Consider the following 20,885-nt stretch of genomic DNA (forward strand, 5'->3'; position numbering starts at 1 on the left):
CGCTCCGGAGAAGCGCGACCTGAAGAGGGTGCAACGCCGCCGCGGACTGCCTGTCAGGGCGGTTCAACTGGCGCAGGTCAACATGCTCTCCGACCTGTATCCCAAGGACCGGCGGACGACCGTGGAGCGGCCCCTCGCGGCACGGATGGTGCGCCGCTTCTCGTTCCTCAACAAGTGGACCGCCTGGTTCATCGGCGTCGGCCTGCGCTCCGAGCACATCGGCCCCGTCGTGGCCGGAGGCGGGTCGGGCGCCGGGACGTCGGGCGGCTCGTGACCCCGCTCCCCCGCCTTCGCAACGTCAGGTGAGGGCGGGCCACAGTGCGTCAAGGACCGTGTCCGTCCAGTCGGGGGGCACGGTCCCTTGCGTCGCCGAGAGGGCGATGAAGGAGCCGGCGAGCATGCTCACGACCGTGGGACAGTCGATCCCCGGGCGCAGTTCTCCCTCGTCGATCCCTTGTTCCAGCGCCGTCAGCAGTACTTCGACCCGGGGGTTCAGCACACTTTCCCGGAATGCGCGGGAGAATTCCGGATCGTCCTCGTCGCCGCTCAGCAAGGCAGCCAGCACACGGAGACCGACGACTTCTTCGAGACCGTGACGGAATTGCTCCAGAAGGAAATGCAGGCGCTCTCGGAGAGACAATCCGGGCGGAGGCTCCGGAATCCCCTCGACGAAGCTGAGCGAGGCACGGAGAAGCTCGTAACGGTTGCGGTAACGACGGTAGATCGTCGTTTTGGCGCGCCCTGAGCGGAGCGCGACGGCCTCCATGGTGACGCCCTGTGGACCACGTTCCCGTAGCAACTGCAGGGCGGAGTCCATGATTACCCGAGAAACGTCCTCACTGCGCGGACGGCCCGGCGCCGGACGGCTCACTCTTTCCTTTTGCATTACGCGTCATTGTAGCGCCGACCGGCGGGGCACACCCCGTCGGTCACAGAAAACCCGATCTCAGAGACGAATCGGCGCTCCCGCGACGAACAACCGGCCGAGGCCGCGGAGCACGGCCTCGGCGCCGTCTTCGCTGCGCCCGATCGAGGCCAGCCAGAGCCTGTCGGCGCCGGGCAGGCAGCGCGGGCCCAGACCGGTCAGCGCCCGTCCCGGGCCTATCTCCAGGAAGGCCGACACCCCGAGCGCGTCCAGTGCTCGGATACCGGCGTCGAAGTGGACCGGGCCCCGCATATGGGCGCTCCAGTGGTTCGGGTCGCCCAGGCGACGCCGGTCGGCCACCTCGCCCGTCACGGTGGAGACCATCTCCACACGCGGCGAGGACGTGCGCACGTGCGAGACGGCCGTCCGCAGCTCTCCCAGGGAGGGCTCCTGGAGCGGCGAGTGCAGCCCCTGCCGCACGGGCAGCGCCGAGGTGCGTACGCCGAGCTCCGTCAACCGCTCCACGACCACGGCGAGTTCGACGGCCGGGCCCGAGATCGACACGTCCCAGGGGGAGAGCACCGCGGCCACACCGACCCGCGGGGCCTCCTCACCGAGACCGGCGAGCACGCTGCGGACGAACGTCTCCCCCGTGGCCGCCACGGCCATGGCGCCGCTGTCCACGCGCGCTGCCAGCGTGGTCTCCGCCAGCAGCATCCGGACCGCGTCCCCGAGCGTGAGGGCGCCGGACAGATGTGCCGCGAGGTACTCGCCGGAGCTGAAGCCCATGAGCGCGTCGGGTTCCACGCCACGTTCCCGCCACAGCGCGGCGAGTCCGCACCCCACCGCGAAGGTGGCGAGCGCGGCGTACGGGAGGTGGTAAAGCTCTCCCGGAGGCGAGTCGGCGCCCCGTTCGAGCAACTGCGTCAGGGGCGTGGCGACGTACGGGGCCGCCGCGCTCGCGCAGCGGTCGAAGGCGTCGCGGTAGGCAGGCTCCGTCCGGTACAGGTCCATGCCCATGCCGGTGAACTGCGCCCCCTGGCCGCTGCAGAGGAAGGCGAGCCGTATCGGCCGCTGCTTAGCCGTCCCGGAGGCGACCCCGCGGACCCGGCCTCCGGCGAGGTGGGCCGACAGCCGCTCGGCCAGCTCGGCAGCACTGTGACCGGTCACGGCGATCCGGTGCCGCGCGGCCGGATCGACGGCCGCGCACGCTTCGGCACAGAGCGGGCCGGGAGAGCGGTCGTCGGCGGAGGCGAGCACGGAGAGGAACTCGTGCGCCGAACGGTCGAGTTCAGCACGGGTTCGGCCGGCGAGCGGCAGCAGATGAGCGGTCGTGGAGGGCGTCATCGCGGGCTGCCCGCGGATCTGGCGACGGCGCGGCACCATGCCGCTCCCGCGTCGGCCAGCGCGATGGGGAAAGCCATGAAGGTGAACGGGCCGTCCGGCAGGTTCCGTAGTCCGCCCAGCCCCTCGATCTGGATGAACTCCCGCTCCCTGCCGTGCATGTGCGCGGGCCACAGCGCCGAGGAATCGCCGGTGCTGAAGAACCTCTCGACCATTTCCCGCGCGGGCCCGTCGAAGCTCCAGCAGTCGGTGCCCAGTACCTTCACCCCGAGGTCGAGCAGGTGGTCGACGGCCTCGGGGGAGACGGCGGTGGACTCCGTGTGGTACGCGGGGGTGCCGAGGCGCAGGTCGGAATCGGTGCGGAAGAGCACCACCGTGCCCGGTCCGGGCTGCTGCTCCGAGCGCCTCAGCGCTTCCTTGACGTCCCGCTCGGTGACCGTTCCGCCGCACTCGCGGACGTCCAGCACGATCCCCGGACCGCAGAACCACTCCAACGGCAGGTCCAGCACCTTCTTCGCAGGCTGTCCCTCGCACGTCGGTCCGTAGTGGAAGGGGGCGTCCACATGGGTGCCCTGGTGCACGGACATCCGATAGAACTCGTTGGAGAGGAAGCAGCCGCCGGGCACGTCCTCGGAACGCAGCCGTCGGCGGCCCGTGAGCCAGCGCAGATAGTTGACCATCCGGTCGCGCGAGCTGTCGCCGGGGAGCGCCCTGATCCGGCGGGAGAGAATCCCGACGCCCTCCTGGTGCAGCCACTGCTCGAACTGCACGCCGGGCGACCTGCGTTGGACGGGGATGCTCAGATCGGTGAACACGGGGCGGGAGGAACTGCTGTGTGCAGTCACGGTGGAACCTCGTTCGCGGAGGGGGTGTGGGAGTCGGTGCGGAGGGCGGGGCGGATTCAGCCCCGGCCGGAGCGGAGGGCGGGGACCCACGCCGGTACGGACCGGCGGTAGCGGGCGTACTCGTCGCCGAAGGTCCGCAGCAGGCTCGGTTCCTCGACACGCTTCGCGCCCGCGTACGACACGGTGAGCACCACGGCCGCCCACAGAAGGACGGCGCAGGCCGACCACAGCAGCGCCTCACCGGCGAGCAGCAGCGTCATCCCGGCCGCCATCGGGTTCCTGACGATCCCGTACCACCCATCGGTGACCAGGTGTTCCGGCGGCCGGTCCCCCAGCGGGGTGGGTTGGCGCAGATAGACGCGGTCGACGGCGTACGCGGTCATCCACGCGCCCAGCAGCGCCAGTGCGGCCCCGACCGGTAGTGCTGCCGCGCTTGGCAGCGCCACGGCTGGGCCGGGCAGGGCCAGACCCAGCGCCGTGGGCACGATGCCCGCCACGACCAGCGGCACCGCGAGGGGACCGGCCCGCAGCCCGCGGTCCGGGCTCATACGGCGCCCGCCATGGTCCGGGCACCGACCGTGTCGGCGCCGTCCCCGTAGACGGTCCGTGTCCGCGCCCGTGCACCGGCGGCGGCCCCGCCGTAGCCTTGCGCTGCCCCGGCCTCCAGGGCCAGTGACGCGACGACGCAGCCGAAGCGGCAGGCGTCGGCAGGCGCGAGACCGCGGGCGGTGCCGGCGAGCGTTCCGGCGCACAGCGCGTCGCCGGCGCCGACCCCGTCCGCCACGGCGACACCGGGCACGGCCGGGATCACGACGGGCTCGTGCCCGTCCCGTTCCAGCAGCACTCCGTCGGGCCCCAGAGAGGTGATCCAGGTGCCGACGGAGTCGAGGACGCGTCTGGCGCTCCAGCCGGACCGCTCCTGCAGCACGGACGCCTGACGCTCGTTGGTGAACAGATGGCCGGCACCGGTGATCAGGAACTGGGCGTCGGCACGGCTCATACCGTCGAGCCGCTGCGGTGGGCGGGTGGCGAACGGGATGCCCGCCTCCCGGCACTCCGCGGTGTGCCGCAGCATCGCCTCCGGGTCGCGGGAGGCGAGGACGACGAGGTCCGTCCCTTCGTACGGCGGGACGCTCTCGGGACGGGCCTTCACTCCGTGCCGCTCCAGACGAGCCCGGACCCCGCCGGGGTCGGGGTCCTCCGCGACCAGCACAGGTGCGAGTCCGAGGACGCCGAGGCCGTAGGCGACGTTGGCTCCGGCGCCGCCCCGGAGGGCTTCTGCACGGGGGCCGGTCCCGGGGTCGTGGAGGTGTCTCGCGGGGTCCGGCCCGAGCGGTCCGAAGACGGCGATTCTCATGGCGTGCTGCTCCTGGCGGAATAGGGCGCTGGGCTCCGGGGTGAGGCGGTGCCGAAAGGGACGGGCAGCTGCTCCCCGCCGGTGGTGGGGGTCGGGCGGAGAGCAGCCGCTCGCCGCGGAGGCCGGCCCGGAGGGCCACCGCCAGGCCGACCTCCTGCTCTCAGGAAGCCCTCACGGCTCCCGATTCGATCTGCTTCTTGATGTTGGCCTGGTTCTCCACCGTGTGCTTCTGCATCCGTTCCAGGACGGTGGCGAGCGGGGTGGGGACCGCTTCGTCCAGCTCGAAGTCCTGGATCCAGGTCATCCGCGTCCCCGACGGGCGCGGCTCGCACGTCCACCTCAGGTGCATGAAGCGGAACGGGAAGAGGGGGTCGCGCCGTTCGGCGATGGCCACCAGGTCCCGGTGGTCCACCAGCCGCCAGGAGCGCCAACTGTCGCCCTCCGCGTTGGACAGCTCGAAGACGATCTCGGTCCAGCGGCCCTCGCGTTCCTGCGAGAGGACGACCGCCTTGTGGTACTCGTTGAAGATCTCCGGCCAGCGGGCGATGTCGTTGATGATCGCGAAGACGTCCTGCGGGTCGGCTTCGACGTCGATGCTGTTCTCGATCCTCGGCATGGTTCAGCCCTCCGTTGCGGCCGCACCGACGGGCTCGCCCCGCGAGCGCAGCCGGGTGACGTGATCGACCAGGTCGCCCATCGTCCTGAACGCGCTCTCGGCGTCCGCGTCGATGGCGATGTCGAAGTGCTCCTCCAGTGCCACGACGATCTCCACCAGCTCCGTGGAGTCGATGTCGAGGTCCTTCGAGAGCCGTGCCCCCTCGAGGAGTTCGCTCTCCTCGAAGCCGGCCTTGCACATCACCGAGACGACCGCCCGGCCCGTGTCCGTATCCATGATTCCTGTCATTTCCTCGTTGCCTCCAGGGAGTGGCGCGGGACGGTGCTCGTCAGGTGGCCAGGGCCACGGCGACGGCCACGTCCGCGTCGTGGGTGATGCTCAGATGGAGCCCGGTGAGCCCTGCCGCGCCGAACGCCTCCAGGGCCCTGCCGGTGAGCAGGGGCAGCGGCTCGCCGCCGCTTTCCCGGTCGACCTCCACGTCGTGCCAGCCGACCCCTGCGCCGTGCCGGGTGAGCGTCTTGCGGACCGCCTCCTTGGCGGCGACTCGGCCGGCGACGCAGTTGAGCCGGTAGCCCTCCGACGTGCCCGCGCACAGTGCGCGTTCGAGGGGGGTGAGGAGCCGATCGGCCAGCCGATCACCGCGCTCGGTCAAGAGCAGCCCGAGACGGGCCACGTCGACCACGTCGACCCCCACGGCCCGCACGGCTCCCTGTGCGGGCACCCGTTCCGGCCGCTGCTTGACGGGAACGGCCCACGGGTTCGCGATCCGCCGCGCGACCTCGGTGGCGATGTCGTCGCTCAGCTCCGCAGCACCAGGCACGCGTTGACACCTCCCAGCCCGCGCGAGACGACGAGGGAGTGCTCCCACCGGCCGCTTTCGCGGGCCTCGCCGCGCACCAGGTCCAGGTCGATGCCGGGCGCGGGGCGGTCGAGGTTGGGGGTGGCAGGGAGGACGCCCTCGTGCATCGCGCGCAGCGAAAGCGCCGCGTCCGCGGGGGCCGCGCCGCCCAGCAGATGGCCGAAGCCTGTCTTCGGCACGGTGACCGGCATCCCGTCGCAGTCCCCGCCGAACGCCTCTCGCAGCGCATATCCCTCGGTGACGTCCTCGAAGGGCACGCCCGAGCCGTGCGCGAACACCGCCCCCACGTCCCGAGCCGTGACGCCGGCCCGCTGCACGGCCGTCCGCATGGCACGGCCGAGAACTTCACCGGTGGGCTCGACGGTGTAGTAAGGCATGTAGCCGTCGGTGGTGACGTCCCAGCCCGCCAGCTCACCGTGGACGACGGCGCCGCGAGCCTCCGCGGTCTCGCGCCGCTCCATGACGAGGAAGACGGCGCCCTCGGCGAAGACGCTGCCGCCGTGGCCCGCGTCGAACGCGCGGTACAGCTCGTGCGGCTGGATGCTGCCGCGGCTCTTCGCGCCCAGCCCGCTGGTCTCCAGGCACAGCCAGCCGTACGGCGACAACGGCGCCTCGACACCGCCCGCGATCACCATGTCCGCGTGGCCCCGGCGCAGCGAGTCGGCGGCACCGACAAGGGCGTACGCGCCGCTCGCCCGGTCGGCCACGAAGGTGCGGGCGGGTCCCTTGACGCCCTGGTCGATGCAGATGTTGCCCTGCGGCGCCGCGGGGAACCAGGCGGTCGCCTGGTACGGGCTCACCCCGCGGGGTCCCTCGGTCCACAGCTTGCGCAGCTCCCTCTCGGCGAACTCCCAGCCGCCCAGGACGTTCCCGACCATGACACCGGTGCGTTCGGCGGCGACGTCCTCGCCGACGGTCAGCCCGGCGTCGGAGAGGGCCTGCCGTGTGGCGTGCACGGCGAGGTGCGTGAACCGGTCGGTGCGCTTCACGAACCGTGAGGACAAGTGGTCGCGGGCTTCGAAGTCGGCCTGCCCCGCGGCGTTGCAGGCATAGCCGGAAGCGTCGAACCGGTCGATGCCGGTGATGCGGGACCGTCCCGCGCGGACGTCCTCCCACAGCGGCTGCACGCCGATACCGGAAGGTGTGACCGCGCCGATACCGGTGATGACGATCGCGCTCATCGAGCGGCCTCCTCGGTCGCCGCGGTCGCTGCTGCCGTCGAGCCGGCCGCACGGGTCACCATGGCCGCGTGCAGCCCGGCGAAGCCGCTCGCGTCCTTGAGTACGGTGCCGCCGTGCCACGGCCTGCCCGTTCCGGGAACGTAGTCCAGGTCGCACGTCGGGTCGGGATTCTCGTAATTGGCGGTGGGATGCACGAAGTGCCGGCTGTGCGCCAGCGCGGTGAGCACGATCTCCATGGCGCTCGCGGCCGAGAGAGCGTGGCCGAGCATCGACTTGGCCGAGTTCACCGGGACCTCGTGGGCGCGGTCTCCGAGCGCGAGCTTGAGGGCGCTGGTTTCGCAGGTGTCGTTCTGCGGGGTCGAGCTGCCGTGCGAGCTGACGTGGTCGATTTCCCAGGACTGGGCCCCGGCCTGCGCCATGGCGCCGGTCATGGAGCGGGTGAGATCGGCTCCGTCGGAGAGCAGGTCCGTCATGTGCGCCGCGTTCGAGGAGTGGGAGAAACCCGAGATCTCCATGTACGGGGTGGCGCCGCGGCGCAGCGCGTGCTCCTTCTCCTCCAGCACGACGATGCCGCACCCCTCGCCGAGCACGAACCCGTCCCGCTCCGCGTCGTACGGCCGCGAGGCGGCCTCGGGGCAGTCAGCGTGGGCACGCGAGAGACAACTGATGATCTCGAAAGAGGCCACGGTGATGGGCGTGATGGGCGCTTCGCTGGCCCCGGCGACCATCACGTCCGCCTCTCCGTGGCGGATGGCCTCGAAGGCCTGGCCGACGGCGTCGATGCCGCCTATGCAGCCCGTCGAGAGCGTGACGCAGGGGCCTTGGGCCTTCAGGAGCGGCGAGAGCACGATGGCGGGCGTGTTGGACATCGAAGCCAGGTACAGTCCGCGGCCGGCCCGGGACGGGTCGATGGGCTCGCGCCCGTGATCGGTGACGGCGAGGAACTCCTCCTCCATCTTCGGCGTCCCGCAGATGGCCGTCGAAAGCGACAGTCCGGCGCGCTCGGGCGCGTAGTCGCCCGGCGAGAGGCCGGCGTCCTCCACCGCCTGGAGTGCGGCGGCCACGGCGAACTGGGAGAACCGGTCCAGCCGCTGCACCTCGGGCGGCAGTGCGGAGACGCTGTCCTCGAAGTTCGGGACCTCCGCGATCGCGTCGGAGAGGAAGTGGAACGAGCCGAACAGGTCCGAGACCGTGATCTCGGAGAGGGATTTCGTGACACTCTTCCCCGCCGACACCACATCCCACAGCGCGTCCGTTCCCACGCCTGCCGGGCTGACCGCTCCCAGCCCGGTGACCACAACTTCTCGCATGTTCATCGCCTCTGTCCTGTCAGGGCCGTTATCAGCCCCTGTGTGATGGTCTTCTTCGGCACGAGTCCGGCGTGCTCCATCGCCGCACGGCACTCCTGGGGGCTGCGCAATCCGCCGTGCGCGGTGTTCACCAGCAAGCTGAGATCGATCATGGCCCTGGGTTGACCGGGTCCGACATCTCCGGTTCGCATGACGTCGGCGAACAGCAGAGTTCCGTTCGGACGCAACATCCGGACGCAGCGGTCCAGCATCCGAGCGGTTTCCTCAGGTGCCGCGAACCGTCCGGCGTTGGCCATCACGACGGTGTCGAACGTGTCGTCGGGGAACGGCTGCCGCGGCCCGAAGTCCCCCGGTACGAAACCGAACCGGCCCGTCGCCACGGAGCTCCGTCGCACGTGCCGCCGCGCGACGTCCAGCAGCTCGGGCACGTCGTGCACGGTGACCTCCGCCGCCGGGTCGGAGGCGGCGAGCGCGATACCCCACTCGCCGCTGCCCGCGGTGTGGTCGAGCACCCGGCCTACCGGCCCCAGGTCGAGGCGTGCCACCACCTCGACGGCCACCGGGGCCGCCACTGGGTAGGTACCGGCGAACATGCCGGGCTGCAGCCCGCGTCGGTCCGGCGGCCCGAACCGACTCCGCCGTGCGCCGGTGCGCAGCGTGTCCGTGAGCCGGGCCCACTCGTCCCACTGCCCCAGCACCTCGGCGAAGTGGGCACTGAGATCCCCGTGCCGACCCGGGATCAGATACTCGGCGGCCAGCGGGGTGCACCGGCGTCCGGTGCTTTCGTTGCCGGTGAGCAGGCCGAGATCCACCAGGGCGTTCAGCAGCCGGGTGAGGGCCTCGGCGTCGCAGTGCAACACCGAGGCAAGTTCCTCGTCCCTGAGCGGGCCGTCGGCCAGCTCGGTGAACACATCCAGTTCGAGGGCCGTACCGAGCACCCGGGCGCGGGCAAAGCCGAAGTTCAGCCCGAGCAGGGCCCCGGGGTCCGGGACCCGCCCGGAGCCGGGGGAAGCGGCGGCCGCGGCATGCGGCACGGCGGTGGCCACCGTGTTCCCCCGGGCCCCGGACTGGGTGTCGCCTGTCATCGACGCCCCCTACTTCGTCGCCACGACGAGGCCGGAGAGCAGTGAGATGTTGCTGGTCTCCACGGAGCCGAAGCCGGCCTCCTTGACCCAGCCGACGATGTCCTCGTCGTCCCGGACCTCGCCTTCCTCGGTGTTGACGAGGAGGATCAGGCCGAACATGTACGGGAACAGGCCGGCGGCGAGCGACGGCATGTGCGCGTGTACCAGCAGTTGCCCGCCTTCGGGCAGGTGGTCGTAGACGCGCTTGATCAGGTGCTCCGCGCGCTCGGGTCCGTACCCGTCGAGGACGTGGGACAGCATGACCGTGGCGCTCTCCGGCCACGGGCCGTTCATGATGTCCGTGGGATGGGGCGTGACCTGGTCGCCGACGCCCGCCTCGGCGACGTTCGCACGGACGAGGTCGATCACCGCGGGGTAGTCGAGCGACGTCACCGCGAGCCCGGGGTTGCGCCGGGCCAGCGCGATGGAGTAGTCGCCGGATCCGCAGCCCAGGTCGAGGATGTGGGAGACGCCCTCGAGCGGGGCCGCCTCGGCCAGCTTGTCGGCCTGCAGACGCGAGCTGACACGCATCGCCTGGATCAACCGCGCGGTGCCCTCACGTCCCTCACCGGCCGCCGCGCCCTGGTCTCGGTACCCCTGTTTGAGCACACGCTGGTTGAGGGAGGCGTTCTCCCGCACGGCGTCGGCGAGCTTGTCGAAGTGCGCGAAGTGGCTGTTCTGGTGGTCGGCGAAGCCGCCCATGTACTCGGGGCGGCCGGCCACCAGATAGCGGGACGCCTCCGGGGAGTTGGTGTACTTCTCCCCCGCGTGCCGGACGAGGTCGAGACCGGTGAGCGCGACGAGCAGCGCACGGGTCGGACGCTGTTGGAGGCCGAGGGCCGAGGCCAGTTCGCTGACGGTGTGCGGCTCCTCGAGGCTCTCGAAGAATCCGAGTTCCAGGGCCGTGAACACAGCCTTCGACTGCAGATACGCGGTGAGGATGCCGTGGACGCGCGACGAGTCCTCGGCGGAGCCCGGCGCGGGGGCGACGGGCGCGGACGCGATGGTCACTTGTCCCCCAGGGAGTTCGCGTACTCGGGAAGCTGCGTGTACTCGTAGGGGTCGTCGGAGAGGAAGAAGTTGCGGACCGGAGGGCGCTCGCACGGCGCGACGACCAGGAACCGGCACGTCTGATCGGTCCCGGTCACAAAGCCGTGGGCTTCGTTGCGGGGGATGAAGACGACGTCCCCCGGGCCGACCTGTTCGGTCAGGTTCTGTTCCGGCATCACGAGGCCCATCGAGCCCTCGATGATGTAGATCTCGTGCTCCCAATCGTGGTAGTGCGGCGGGGTGGAGCCGTTGGGGGAGAGCTCGAACTCCGTCAGCACGAAACGGTCGGCACCGTCAGGCGTGTCGATGAGTTTGCGGTGCAGCGCGTCCTTCGCCCCGGGTTCCCTGACGATTTCCGCCTTCACGTCCGTCCTGTGGATCTTCCTCATCGAATTCCCTTCGCCAAATGAATCGGCTTCGTTCTTGACCCCTCAAAAGCTAGAGGTGACCCGAAGGGATTTCGATGGGCGAGGCTCCCCGTACCGCCAAGGCGTCCGCCCGTACCGCGTAGGGACGCCCGACCGCACGACCGGGACACCTGCCCACCCGTGGCACGGCCACAGGAGCAGAGGTCGCGGACGAAACGGTGAGGTACCGGCGGTACCGGTCGACAGAGCCGGACGGTACCGGGAGGCGGATGATCCGCCGTTCTCCCTCGCCTAAGGTCGCAGCGCGTTGAGGAAAGACGTAAGCCGAACCAGCACCACCCCGCGCCGTTCGGCTCCGGTGACCGCCCTCATTCCGTCAGTTGAAAACGAACACACCCTTCCCCGTGGCCGGCGCCGGGCCCTCGGCCCGCACGTATCGCGGAGTCGTTCTGGCGAGGGAACACCCGCGGAAGCAATATTCGAGAGCAACGAGAATATTGCGGCACCCCTCAGAGGGAGGAACACAAAAGCGCCGCAGCCCGGTCGCCGCAGGTCGCCCGAGCCAACGAACCGGCCTCGGGGAATCCACGATCTCCACGCCGGCGTTTTTCCTTCGCCGCCCTTCGCCGGTCCGCGCGCATCACCGACCTTTCCGGCCGCAGCTTCCGGCAGGCGCCCGTCCGCCGCGTATCGAATCAGCGACCGCGCCTCGGGGACTCACCCGCAGACGATTTCCCGCCCGCCGGCCGACCTGGCTGCTGATGCCGGAACTGTTCGACTCCCGTTCGACGGGTGTCGCGGTGCGAGTACGTGAACTCTGCCGCCGGGACACAGCATCGCTCCACGACCAGCAGGACATAACCACGTCGGGAGCGGAGCGGAATCCCAGGCGCACGACCCAGGACCGTGCAAACTCGGGCCACGCGCCGATGACTCGCCCGTCGGCAGCACGCCACCTTCGTCGGCAACGAGAGCCTCTCCCGGCGAATGAGGCAGTGCGCACTCCGATCGAATGGTACGTGGACTTCGGCGGCCACGACGAAATCAATCCGCGCACGCACGAGGGCCCCGCACCACAATTCCAGCACGGGCGCACACCTCGGTGGCCCACCAACCGCTAAACGACTGCACCACCGCGACCGCAGCAACCGAAGAACAGCGATCGGCGTGATTATTGCAGGTCCACGTAGCTCGCTGTTAACATCCACTCACTTGAGCTGGCCAGAATGGTCTGGCGACCCGCCAGCGCGACTGAGTCCAGATCTGCAACCGAAGGTGGGGGCGTCAGCAATGGGAGTGGTCGTGATAGGTAGCCACCCGTGCACCCGAATGGCACTCAGTGAACTGATTGAATCCGAAACAAGTCTTGCCCTGAAAGGTGAAACGGCCACGGCGGACCAAGGTCTTTGCCAGGTCAAACGAGAGCGCCCCGATCTCGTGATCTCCGATTTGGAACCGTGCCAGGGCCGTGAGGGCGTAGACTTCCTGCGCGCGATCAAAACCCTGCCCTGGGGCCCGCGCATCATGGTGTTCTCGGCCTCCCGCGATCCGGCCGAAGTCCTCAAGGCACTGTCCTCCGGCGCCGACAGCTTCGTTCACAAGAGCACACCGATGCATGAGGTGCTGCTCGCCATCGAGAAGACCGAGCGCGGGGAGAGCGTCCTCCTCCTGGAGCGCGACGCCGCTCCCGAGGGACAGCCGCTCCAGCAGATCGCGCTGCAGCACGAACTCACGGAGAGAGAGGGAGAGGTCCTGCTTCTCCTGCTGCGACGCTTAACCAACGAAGAGATCGCCGACGAGCTGGTCCTCGCCCGCCAGACCGTGAAGAACCACGTGAGCCGCATCTTCCGCAAACTGGGTGTGGACAACCGCCACGGGCTGCGGGACGCGATCAGGCGGGCCAGCCGCAGCGCCGTCGACGCAGCCAGAAGCCCCGACCCTCCCCCACCACCAGCATTCGCCCACCACGCATGGGCGAGCACTACCGCCAGCCACGGGGCCATCTCTCCCTCCGGCGGAACAGACCGGACGCGCGTCCTCGATCCGGATCACGCGCGGGGTTCCGGTCCCGCCACGACGCGCTGAAGGTACCGCGGAGAGTGCCGGACTGCGTTTTGCTGCAAACCAAGTGACCGTCGCACCGTTTCCGGGGGACGGTCGCCTTGGTGCTGCACCGAAGGTTCGCGGTGTCCGCGTCGTTCGTACCGGCTGACCCGTGGCTTTTCCCACGGCCGCCTGAATCCGCGCGTTTCCGGGCCTCGCTGCACGGCGAGCTTCGATGCGGGCATGATGACCAGGCGCCGGCTCCCCATTATTGCGGTCCTGGTAAACAAGCGTCCAGCGTCGGATCCTCCGTACCGAATAGTAGAAAACTGGTGTCACGCGGCCTGCTCGCATCCGCTCGACACAACTATGTAGAGTGCGCCCCATGAAGAGCGTGACACTCGTCGGCGGGGCATTGTCAGCTCGCAAGCCCGGTCCCGTCGAGCCTTGGACCCGAGGGAAAGGCATAGACCTTCCCCGACTCAGCGGGACTCCGGCGAGTCGCACGTCTCACCTTTCGCCACCGCTCACGCGGTTGGCATCTTCGCGTGCGCCACAACACCGACGACACCCGGGTGGCGAAGTTCGCACCCTCGTAGACCACACGCTTCCAGGGGTCGTTCCAACGGCAGCGGACCACGCGAAATCGGCGGCACCACAGATTCCTCCTCGACCGAATGAGGAATCGCCATGGTGATCAGGGGGATAAAAAATGGGAGCAATCGTCATAGACGGGCATCCTTGTGTCCGAGCGGCGATGGGAAGCCTTATCACCTCAGGGACGAATCTGAAATTCCTGGGTGAAGCGACTTCAGCAAGCGAAGGAACGGCTCAGGTGCAGTATTTGCGCCCGAGCCTGGTGATATCCGAGCTGGAGCCCCTGCGAGGGCCGCATGGGTGCGAGCTGCTGTGGTGTATCAACTCGATGCCCTGGAGCCCGAGACTCATGGTCTTCTCCGCGACCCGCGATCCCGCCGAGGTGGTGGCCGCTCTGTCCTGTGGCGCCGATAGCTTCGTCCACAAGAGCATTCCGACAGCAGAGGTTCTGCAGGCGATAGAGAGAACGAACAGCGGGGAGAGCGTCCTCGCGCTGGAGAGCGACTCGATCCCGGACGAGAAACTGCCTCAGGTCGTCGCGCGGCACCTTCTCACCGATCGGGAGGGAGAGGTGCTCCGCCTCCTGCTCGGGCGGTGCAGCAACGGTGAGATCGCCTCAGCGCTGAGCCTTACTCAGCAGACCGTGAAAAACTACGTGAGTCGCGTGTTCCGCAAGATCGGGGTAAAGAGCCGCCGGCAGCTCAGGGACTCGATCGCCGCCATGGCCACGCGCTGCCAGGAGGGCCACTGAGCCGCTGCACGGCGGATCGGAGTTCCTCCCCCTCCTGCCGAACGACGGGATCGGTCCGGCAGGAGGGCCTCGTCGACGAACGCGTCTTCCGCGTGGCCCTCGTCTGTACGCACGGGAAGCACGACGCCTGCTGCGCCGTGCGCGGACGGCCCGTGGCGCGCACCCTGGGCGAGCGCCGACCGGACCAGGTCCGGGAGTGCACGCACACGTGGGCGGTGACAGGTTCGCCGCCAACGTCGTCGCCGCATCAGGCGGCGTGTACTACGGCGGCCTCGATGCCGGATCAGCCGTCGCGACGGTGGAAGAGCACCTGGCCGACCGTGTCCACGCGGAGCACCTGCGCGGGTACACCGATCTCCTCCCGCCTCGGCAAGCGGCCGTCGCGGCCGTGCTGCGACGCTTCGGGCCGGCCGGCCGCCACGCATACGCGGTCGCCGAGACGTCCCGGGTCAGTGGCGACCGCTGGTCGGTGCGCGTCACGGGCGGCCGGCCTTCGACGGACTTCGACGTCGAAGTGCGGAGCCACCGCGCACCACCGCGTCAGTTGACCTGCCGCGGGCTGCAGACGAGCGCGGCCGTCGTCCATGTCGCCGCCTCGGTCCGGGCCCGCTGAAGGACGGGGTTCACCGAGAGCACGCCCGCTCGCTCCCGGACGACGCGATGGCGTAGGTGACGAGCCCGTAGACGAAGTGCGGCACCGCGTCCGAAGCCCAGTCCTTCGCCGACCATTCCTTCGGATCGCTGACACCCAGCTTCGCCATGGGAAGGTCGGTCGCGGCCATGGCCAGGGCACCGGTGACCGCACCACCCAGCCACCACGGCATACGAAGGCCCGCGGACCGCAGCAGCGAGACGGCCACGCCCGTGCCGCAGCCGACGGCGATACCGGACAGGGCCCCGAGGCCGGTGAGCCGGTTCTCCCGGATGTCACCCGAACCGGGGACCGAACGCCCCGCCGCCCGGGCGAGCTTCTCCACGACCTGGCTCGGAGCACCGCTGGCCCCTCTGCCCCGCCGCACCATGTCGGTGTAGGTCACGGCGTTCAGCACGGTCGTCCCTGCGGCACCGGCCACGCCACCTCGTACAAGGTTCTCGAGCATGCAGGCTTCGGTTCCCGATGTGCTGTACCTCTGAAACCCCCGCGAACGGCCGGTACTTCGTCGCCCGGCGGCGTACGCGTCGGCTGGCCCTGCCGGTGCCGGCCGTACGACCCCCGCGTCCCGGAGCCGAGCACGCCACAGCAACCGTCGGCCTTCCTCCGTACGCCCACCGGGCCAGGGCAGAAGCGCCTGCCCGGCCGTGCGGACTCCGTGCGTCAGGGGCGGGCCGCCTGCGCGTCGGAGGGCATCTCGTCCGGCTGCGTGCCGAGTTGGTGGGCGAGCCAGGTGGTGACGAGGGCGAGGAGTTCGGGGTCGACCGGGTCGCGGAGGAGGCGGCCGTAGGAGCGGAGGGTGTGGCGGCCGGGGTCACGGCGCAGCACGTGGGTGAGGTCCGGGATGCGGTGGGTCTCGGTGGGGCCCTGGGTGAGGCGTTGTATCTCGTCGAGGTCGTCGGGGTCCACCTGGAGGTCCTTCTCGCCCGTGACGGCGAGGACGGGGGCGTGGACGGCGGCGAGGTCGGCGCGGCTGTCGTGGGCGAGGTTCTCGCGCATCCAGCGGGCGTTGAGGGGGAAGCCCACGAGGCGCGCCACGTCGGTGCGGGTCTTTCGGATGCGGGCGAGGAGCCGGTTGCCCAAGGCGCCGAGTGGACGCCGGAGCATGCGTACGGGGGCGGGGAGCCCTTGGAAGACCGAGCGGGCCTGCCAGCGCAGGGCCTCCTCACCGAGGCGGGCGTATCCGGCCAACAGGACCGCTGCCCGTACGTCCTCGCGCCCGGCGACGGCCATCGCGTGGAGGGCGCCCTCGCTGTGGCCGACGACGCCGACCGCGTCGGAGCGCACGTCGGGGTGGGCGGAGAGGGCGCGTACCGCGGTGGCCGCGTCGCGGCCGTTGTCGGTGAAACCGCTCGCGCGCCAGGCGCCGGGGGTCCCGCCGACGCCGCGGCGGTCGTAGCGGAGCGTGGCTATGCCTTTGGATGCGAGGGCGTCGGCCAGGGGCCGGCCGAGGTTGACGGGCACCTTCGGCGTGTTTCCCTCGCGGTCGAGCGGGCCCGAGCCGTGCAGGAGCAGGACGGCGGGGTGCGGGCCCGCGGTGTCCGGCAGGGTCAGGGTGCCGGCCAGGGGTGTCCCGTCGTCCGCGGTGACCGTCATTGCTGCGTCGGGCAAAGTTCCGCCTTTCACTGATCTCATATGCGAGAAAGTTATCAATCATGAGACACTGGACGCATGGCAAACGCGAACCAGCTCATGCACCCCGTCCGGATGCGCATCCTGCAGACGCTACTCGGCGCCGACGAGCTGACCACAACCCAGCTCCGCGATCGACTGCCCGACGTCTCAGCAGCCACCATGTACCGCCACGTCGCCGCCCTCACCCAGGCCGGCATCCTCGAAGTCGTCCGCGAGAGACCGGTACGAGGAACCGTCGAGCGCAGCTACCGGGTCCACCAGAGCGAGGCCCTCGTCGACGCCGACACCCGCGCCAGCATGACCAAGGACGACCATCGCCAGGCATTCACCGTCTTCACCGCGGCCGTCATGGGCGACTTCGACCGCTACCTGTCCCGCGACGACGCCGACCCGCCGCGAGAGGGCGTCCTGTACCGGCAGGGAGCGGTGTGGGTGACCGATGAGGAGTTCACCGCTCTCGTCGACGAGATCGAGGCCGCCGTCGAGCGCCGGACGCATACCACTCCGGGGGACGGGCGTCGGCGGCATGTGGTCAGTCTGGTGTTTGTGCCGGATAAGGCGGCGGGGGAATCCGACGCTTGAGATTCCTTCTTCGGCGGGCAGTATCAAAATTCTTCTTGCTTCACACCGGGAGGCAACAGGCAAGGTGTTTGCAGGGAGAAGCGCACCACTCCTTCATTCTCATCGGATTCCACTGAGACGGAAAAACGATGAGGCCCCTCCGCCTGCAAGGAAATTTCGCGGGCTACTTCGGGGGGAACGTCGCGCTCCACATGAAAACCCCTTCTGGCCAACGCTCTACGAATCTGCCTCATGGCTGCCGCCTGAGATTCCGGCGACACCTCCGTGCGACCATAATAGCTCATAGAAAATCGACCATCTTCAGCCAGTTCGTACCGCTCTCCCACACACCGGTAGAAGAATAGATTATCGAACCCGGGTGAAATTTTGCCGCCGTGGGAGACAACCGCTGACTCAATGACATCTTCAGCCAAGGCCCGGGCTTCACTCTTTCCCATCCGAGGGAGAGGATCGTTGACCCTTTCACTGTCCACGACGCAGCCACACGAGAAAGCAGCAACCAGGAAACTTGCACTCCCCCAACGCACCCTTGCAAGCGCACGATTCACACGCATCGCCATCTACTCCCCAATGATGGGCGCATGACCGTCGGCTCCTGGCCTGACCTGTTTCTCCGTGTAGTATTCGCGTCCTTTCACCTCTCTTCCCGCGATAATGCGGCCCTGGTTTCTCAGACCCGAGCCACCGTCATCCCAATAGCTGCTGTGTCCACCATCGCCCACATCAACAGGCTGTGCCCCAAAGCCCTCCTTGGCGGGGTTCGGCCCCAGCGTAAGCCCACTTGCCGCGCGGATTACCGGGTCCTCCGGGCTGGCGCCGACCCAAACATGTTCCGGATCGGTCTGAAGTTCTTCGACTCCACCGACAGCCATACCGGGGCTGCCCAAAGCGACGATGTCGTCAGCATCCAACCCGTCACCCTGGCCAGCAGCGGCGCCAACAGCGGTCGAGCCGTAGCTGTGGCCGATCACGGTAAGGTGATGAGAGCCCATTTCGTTGGCCGCTTTCATACCTGCCGAGAAATCTTGGAGATCGGCTACAGCCTCTCGGGCTCTTCCTTGTGTCGCCACGCTCGCGTTAACTTCTGGCGCATCGTATCCAAGCCATACCAACGTCGAAACCGTTTCGCCGTTGCGTGCTTCGGCCGTGGCAGCATCATGGAGTCGTGTCACCCGCTCCAACTGCCCCGGAAAGTTAGCCAGGTCCGCCCCCGTCCCAGGCACGTGCACCGCTGTGTGGTTGGCGCGGTCCGGGTTTCCCAGGGCGACGATTGCCTGGCCGTCTCCCTTCGGGGTGAAGGCCAACAGGTAGGGGCGCTTCGCGGGAGAGGCGTTGCTGCGGGTTGTCAGTTCGGAGTCGAGGGTGTCCAGGGAAGTGAGTTCTTGCTGCAGTTGCTTCTTGCGTTGCTCCCAGTCCAGCCAGTCCGGGTTCCGGTGCTGGGTCATTCCGGTTCCCCTGTTCGGCCGCGGTTCGTTGCCGAGGTGTTCTCGTAGCGCCAGGGAGTGGGCTGCTCTCTTCTGAGCCAACGCCGTCCGGTTGGCCTCGTCGCGGACGGCGGCGGGGAGGCCGTTCATGGTGCCGATGGTGGTGGGATGCAGGGAGGCGTAGTCGGATTTCTGTTGGGGCGTGAGGGAGTTCCACCAGGCGGCGTTCTCGTGGGGGGTGCCGTGGGCGGGTGGGGGGTTGGTTGAGGTCAGGTGGGTGGAGGCGGAGTGGCGGAGGGTTCGGGTGTCGTGGTGGGTGTCGGTCCAGTCCGACGGGGAGACGGTGAGGTCGTCGTCGGCGTGGAGGCGTTTCAGTTGTGGGGCCCACTTGTGGTCGGCCTCCGTGGCCTCCCGGAGGGCTCCGGCGATGCGGTGGGCGTGGGTCAGGGCCTGGGCGTGGTGGGGGTTGGGGTCGAGGGCGGCGGCTTGGGCGTGGACGGCTCGGGCCGTGGGGTCGGTGGTGGCCGAGACGGTGCCGCCGGGTGGAACGCGGTCGGGGGACTGGGGGTCGTGCCCGCCAGCGGGGTAGGCGACGGAGCCGTCGGCGCGTACGGAGAGGCCGTCGGAGGCGGCGTCTGCGGTGGCTGACTCGAGTTTCCTCCGGGCGGTGCGCAGGTCGGAGGCGAGGGCGCCGAGTGCGGTGCTGACGAGGCCGCACTCGACCTGCGCGTAGTGCAAGTTCTCGGCGAGGGACCGGAGTTGGCCCGCTGCCGCGGTGAGCGCCTCGCCCCGCAGGCCGCGTCGTATGGCGGCCGGGATCTGGGTGCCGACGGCGGCTCGGGCGGTGCTCGCCATGTCGCTGACGGCGCGGTAGCCGGCTGCGGCGTCCTCGAACTCGTCCAGGTTCAGGGCTTTCAGGGTCGTGTAGTCCACCGGGTCAGCCCTTCTCCGGGCTGCCGGGGGTGTCGCCGTAACGGGCGTCGAGGGAGGTGAAGGTGGTGGCTACCGCGGCGTCGTTGCCGTGGTGGACGGTGCCGGCGCGGTGGAGGCGGTGCTGAAGGGTGGAGCAGCGGGCTTCGACGGACGTGAGGTACCGCTCCCAGGAGCGGTGGAGGGCCCGCCAGGCGGGGCCGCTCTCGATGCCTTCGGCGGCGGGGCGGTGCTGCTCCAATTTCCGCAGGGCTGCGGCCACTTGGCGGCGATGGTGGCCGAGGTCCTCGGCCGCACGGCCCCAAGCGGACGGGCTGGAGCGGACCTGCGGGTGCCCGTCCGCCTCCCGGCCGCCCGAGAGCGCGGCTGCTCGCTCCGAGGCGTGCTGCTTGAGCTGCGCCCACTCTTCTCCGAACGCCACGTCTCCCCCGTACTCCGTCGACGGCTGCGGACGGAGCGGATACTAGGGCGCGCAGGCGGGGCCGGCGGGACGCTCTCGCACCCGCGTCCACCGTCGCGCACCGTGTGGCCGCGGGCGGTGCCCGCCCCGCGGGGCGGAGCGGGCACCTCGGGGTTCACCCGCGCGGGTAGAGCTGTTCGATCTCCTTGCCGAAGTCGCGGATGATCGCGGCGCGCTTCAGCTTCAGCGAGGGGGTCAGGTGGCCGCTCTCCTCGGTGAAGTCCTTGGGGAGGACGACGAACCGGCGGATCGACTCGGCGCGCGAGACGAGCTTGTTGGCCTCGTCGACGGCCTGTTGGAGGTTGCGCAGCAGGTCCTCGTCCTCGCAGAGCTCCTTCGTGGACAGGTGGCGCTTCTTGTGCATCTGCTGCCAGTGGGCGAGGCCGTCCGGCTCGAGGGTGAGGAGCGCGCCGATGTAGGGGCGGTTGTCGCCGACGACGAGGCACTGGCTGACGAGCGGGTGTGCGCGGAGCCAATCCTCCAGCGGGGCGGGGGCGAGGTTCTTTCCGCCCGAGGTGATGAGGAGGTCCTTCTTGCGTCCCGTGATGCTGAGGTACCCCTCGTCGTCGAGGGCGCCGAGGTCGCCGGTGGCGAACCAGCCCTCCTGGGTGCGGTCGGGGACGGCCGTACGGTTGCGGGCGTCCCAGTAGCCGCTGAAGACGTTGCGGCCCTTGAGGAGCACCTCGCCGTCGTCGCCGATGCGGACAGCGGTGCCGGGGAGGGGCCAACCGACCGTGCCGAGGCGGGGCTTGAGCGGCGGGGTGGTGGTGGCAGCCGCGGTGGTCTCGGTGAGGCCGTAGCCCTCGTAGACGGTGACGCCCGCGCCCTCGAAGAACGCGCCGAGGCGGCGGCCGAGCGGCGAGCCGCCGCAGATGACGTACCGGCAGCGGCC

Annotated in this window: 22 protein-coding genes and 2 pseudogenes; 5 read left to right on the forward strand and 19 right to left on the reverse strand. The window is 69.6% G+C overall.

Going from position 1 to position 20,885, the window contains the following annotated elements; translation table 11 throughout:
* Positions 1 to 274, forward strand: a pseudogene (locus UWG_RS30625) (FAD-dependent oxidoreductase); the annotation flags it as partial.
* A 24-nt stretch (positions 275 to 298) separates the two neighbouring features.
* Here UWG_RS30625 and UWG_RS0120785 read toward each other — a convergent pair.
* The 13 genes from UWG_RS0120785 to UWG_RS0120845 all read right to left on the reverse strand — a co-directional run bounded on the left by UWG_RS0120785 (position 299) and on the right by UWG_RS0120845 (position 10,940).
* Complete coding sequence (locus UWG_RS0120785; protein ID WP_016909132.1) at positions 299 to 817, reverse strand: TetR/AcrR family transcriptional regulator; 519 nt, start codon at positions 815 to 817, stop codon at positions 299 to 301.
* Between the two features lie 129 nt (positions 818 to 946).
* Positions 947 to 2,251, reverse strand: coding sequence for an acyltransferase domain-containing protein (locus UWG_RS0120790; protein ID WP_016909133.1), 1,305 nt, complete (start codon positions 2,249 to 2,251; stop codon positions 947 to 949).
* A complete protein-coding gene (locus UWG_RS0120795; RefSeq protein WP_237720195.1) occupies positions 2,209 to 3,054 on the reverse strand; it encodes a cyclase family protein in 846 nt (281 codons plus the stop codon). The genes UWG_RS0120790 and UWG_RS0120795 overlap by 43 nt, the downstream gene beginning before the upstream one ends.
* A gap of 56 nt (positions 3,055 to 3,110) precedes the next feature.
* On the reverse strand, positions 3,111 to 3,602 hold the full coding sequence (locus UWG_RS31795; protein ID WP_016909135.1) for a methyltransferase family protein: 492 nt from the start codon (positions 3,600 to 3,602) through the stop codon (positions 3,111 to 3,113).
* Positions 3,599 to 4,411 carry a PfkB family carbohydrate kinase gene (locus UWG_RS0120805; protein WP_016909136.1) on the reverse strand — a complete coding sequence of 271 codons (813 nt, stop codon included), beginning with the start codon at positions 4,409 to 4,411 and terminating at the stop codon, positions 3,599 to 3,601. Before UWG_RS0120805 ends, UWG_RS31795 begins: the two co-directional genes overlap by 4 nt.
* Positions 4,412 to 4,571: 160 nt before the next feature.
* Positions 4,572 to 5,027: an SRPBCC family protein gene (locus tag UWG_RS0120810; RefSeq protein WP_016909137.1), complete on the reverse strand. Its 456-nt coding sequence runs from the start codon at positions 5,025 to 5,027 to the stop codon at positions 4,572 to 4,574.
* Between the two features lie 3 nt (positions 5,028 to 5,030).
* A complete protein-coding gene (locus UWG_RS0120815) occupies positions 5,031 to 5,303 on the reverse strand; it encodes a phosphopantetheine-binding protein (protein WP_016909138.1) in 273 nt (90 codons plus the stop codon).
* 52 nt (positions 5,304 to 5,355) lie between these two features.
* On the reverse strand, positions 5,356 to 5,847 hold the full coding sequence (gene acpS, locus UWG_RS0120820) for a holo-ACP synthase (protein ID WP_016909139.1): 492 nt from the start codon (positions 5,845 to 5,847) through the stop codon (positions 5,356 to 5,358).
* Positions 5,826 to 7,067 carry a beta-ketoacyl-[acyl-carrier-protein] synthase family protein gene (locus tag UWG_RS0120825; RefSeq protein WP_016909140.1) on the reverse strand — a complete coding sequence of 414 codons (1,242 nt, stop codon included), beginning with the start codon at positions 7,065 to 7,067 and terminating at the stop codon, positions 5,826 to 5,828. Before UWG_RS0120825 ends, acpS begins: the two co-directional genes overlap by 22 nt.
* Positions 7,064 to 8,377 carry a beta-ketoacyl-[acyl-carrier-protein] synthase family protein gene (locus UWG_RS0120830; protein ID WP_237720196.1) on the reverse strand — a complete coding sequence of 438 codons (1,314 nt, stop codon included), beginning with the start codon at positions 8,375 to 8,377 and terminating at the stop codon, positions 7,064 to 7,066. The genes UWG_RS0120825 and UWG_RS0120830 overlap by 4 nt, the downstream gene beginning before the upstream one ends.
* A gap of 2 nt (positions 8,378 to 8,379) precedes the next feature.
* A complete protein-coding gene (locus tag UWG_RS0120835) occupies positions 8,380 to 9,423 on the reverse strand; it encodes a class I SAM-dependent methyltransferase (RefSeq protein WP_237720198.1) in 1,044 nt (347 codons plus the stop codon).
* A gap of 48 nt (positions 9,424 to 9,471) precedes the next feature.
* The gene (locus UWG_RS0120840) at positions 9,472 to 10,512 is read right to left on the reverse strand and encodes a methyltransferase (RefSeq protein ID WP_016909143.1); all 1,041 of its coding nucleotides are present in this window, start codon (positions 10,510 to 10,512) and stop codon (positions 9,472 to 9,474) included.
* Positions 10,509 to 10,940 carry a cupin domain-containing protein gene (locus UWG_RS0120845; protein ID WP_016909144.1) on the reverse strand — a complete coding sequence of 144 codons (432 nt, stop codon included), beginning with the start codon at positions 10,938 to 10,940 and terminating at the stop codon, positions 10,509 to 10,511. Before UWG_RS0120845 ends, UWG_RS0120840 begins: the two co-directional genes overlap by 4 nt.
* 1,269 nt (positions 10,941 to 12,209) lie before the next feature.
* Here UWG_RS0120845 and UWG_RS0120850 point away from each other — a divergent pair.
* The 3 genes and pseudogenes from UWG_RS0120850 to UWG_RS31515 form a co-directional block, all read left to right on the forward strand.
* Positions 12,210 to 13,004, forward strand: a complete 795-nt coding sequence (locus UWG_RS0120850; protein ID WP_078495695.1) for a LuxR C-terminal-related transcriptional regulator — start codon at positions 12,210 to 12,212, stop codon at positions 13,002 to 13,004.
* A gap of 670 nt (positions 13,005 to 13,674) precedes the next feature.
* Positions 13,675 to 14,310 (forward strand): LuxR C-terminal-related transcriptional regulator, encoded by a 636-nt coding sequence (locus tag UWG_RS30635; RefSeq protein ID WP_078495696.1) that lies wholly within the window; start codon positions 13,675 to 13,677, stop codon positions 14,308 to 14,310.
* A 92-nt stretch (positions 14,311 to 14,402) separates the two neighbouring features.
* Positions 14,403 to 14,923: pseudogene (locus UWG_RS31515) on the forward strand (sucrase ferredoxin); the annotation flags it as partial.
* Between the two features lie 10 nt (positions 14,924 to 14,933).
* Here the strand turns inward: UWG_RS31515 and UWG_RS0120865 are convergent.
* Both UWG_RS0120865 and UWG_RS0120870 read right to left on the reverse strand, forming a co-directional pair.
* Positions 14,934 to 15,410, reverse strand: coding sequence for a hypothetical protein (locus UWG_RS0120865; RefSeq protein ID WP_029391637.1), 477 nt, complete (start codon positions 15,408 to 15,410; stop codon positions 14,934 to 14,936).
* A 215-nt stretch (positions 15,411 to 15,625) separates the two neighbouring features.
* Positions 15,626 to 16,558: an alpha/beta hydrolase family protein gene (locus UWG_RS0120870; protein WP_016909149.1), complete on the reverse strand. Its 933-nt coding sequence runs from the start codon at positions 16,556 to 16,558 to the stop codon at positions 15,626 to 15,628.
* Positions 16,559 to 16,633: 75 nt separating this feature from the next.
* Between UWG_RS0120870 and UWG_RS0120875 the strand changes: the two genes are divergently transcribed.
* On the forward strand, positions 16,634 to 17,179 hold the full coding sequence (locus UWG_RS0120875) for a helix-turn-helix domain-containing protein (RefSeq protein ID WP_016909150.1): 546 nt from the start codon (positions 16,634 to 16,636) through the stop codon (positions 17,177 to 17,179).
* Positions 17,180 to 17,202: 23 nt separating this feature from the next.
* On the opposite strand, the gene UWG_RS33135 is transcribed toward UWG_RS0120875, so the two are convergent.
* From UWG_RS33135 to UWG_RS0120890, 4 genes are all read right to left on the reverse strand, one after another.
* On the reverse strand, positions 17,203 to 17,616 hold the full coding sequence (locus UWG_RS33135; RefSeq protein WP_157838581.1) for a hypothetical protein: 414 nt from the start codon (positions 17,614 to 17,616) through the stop codon (positions 17,203 to 17,205).
* 123 nt (positions 17,617 to 17,739) lie between these two features.
* Positions 17,740 to 19,536: an alpha/beta hydrolase gene (locus UWG_RS34015; RefSeq protein ID WP_016909151.1), complete on the reverse strand. Its 1,797-nt coding sequence runs from the start codon at positions 19,534 to 19,536 to the stop codon at positions 17,740 to 17,742.
* A 4-nt stretch (positions 19,537 to 19,540) separates the two neighbouring features.
* Positions 19,541 to 19,954, reverse strand: a complete 414-nt coding sequence (locus UWG_RS30650) for a hypothetical protein (RefSeq protein ID WP_016909152.1) — start codon at positions 19,952 to 19,954, stop codon at positions 19,541 to 19,543.
* A 154-nt stretch (positions 19,955 to 20,108) separates the two neighbouring features.
* Positions 20,109 to 20,885, reverse strand: a 777-nt coding sequence (locus tag UWG_RS0120890) for an AMP-binding protein (RefSeq protein ID WP_016909153.1), incomplete at its 5' end; no start/stop codon positions are given.

The organism is Streptomyces xiaopingdaonensis, from assembly GCF_000262345.1.
GTDB lineage: Bacteria > Actinomycetota > Actinomycetes > Streptomycetales > Streptomycetaceae > Streptomyces > Streptomyces xiaopingdaonensis.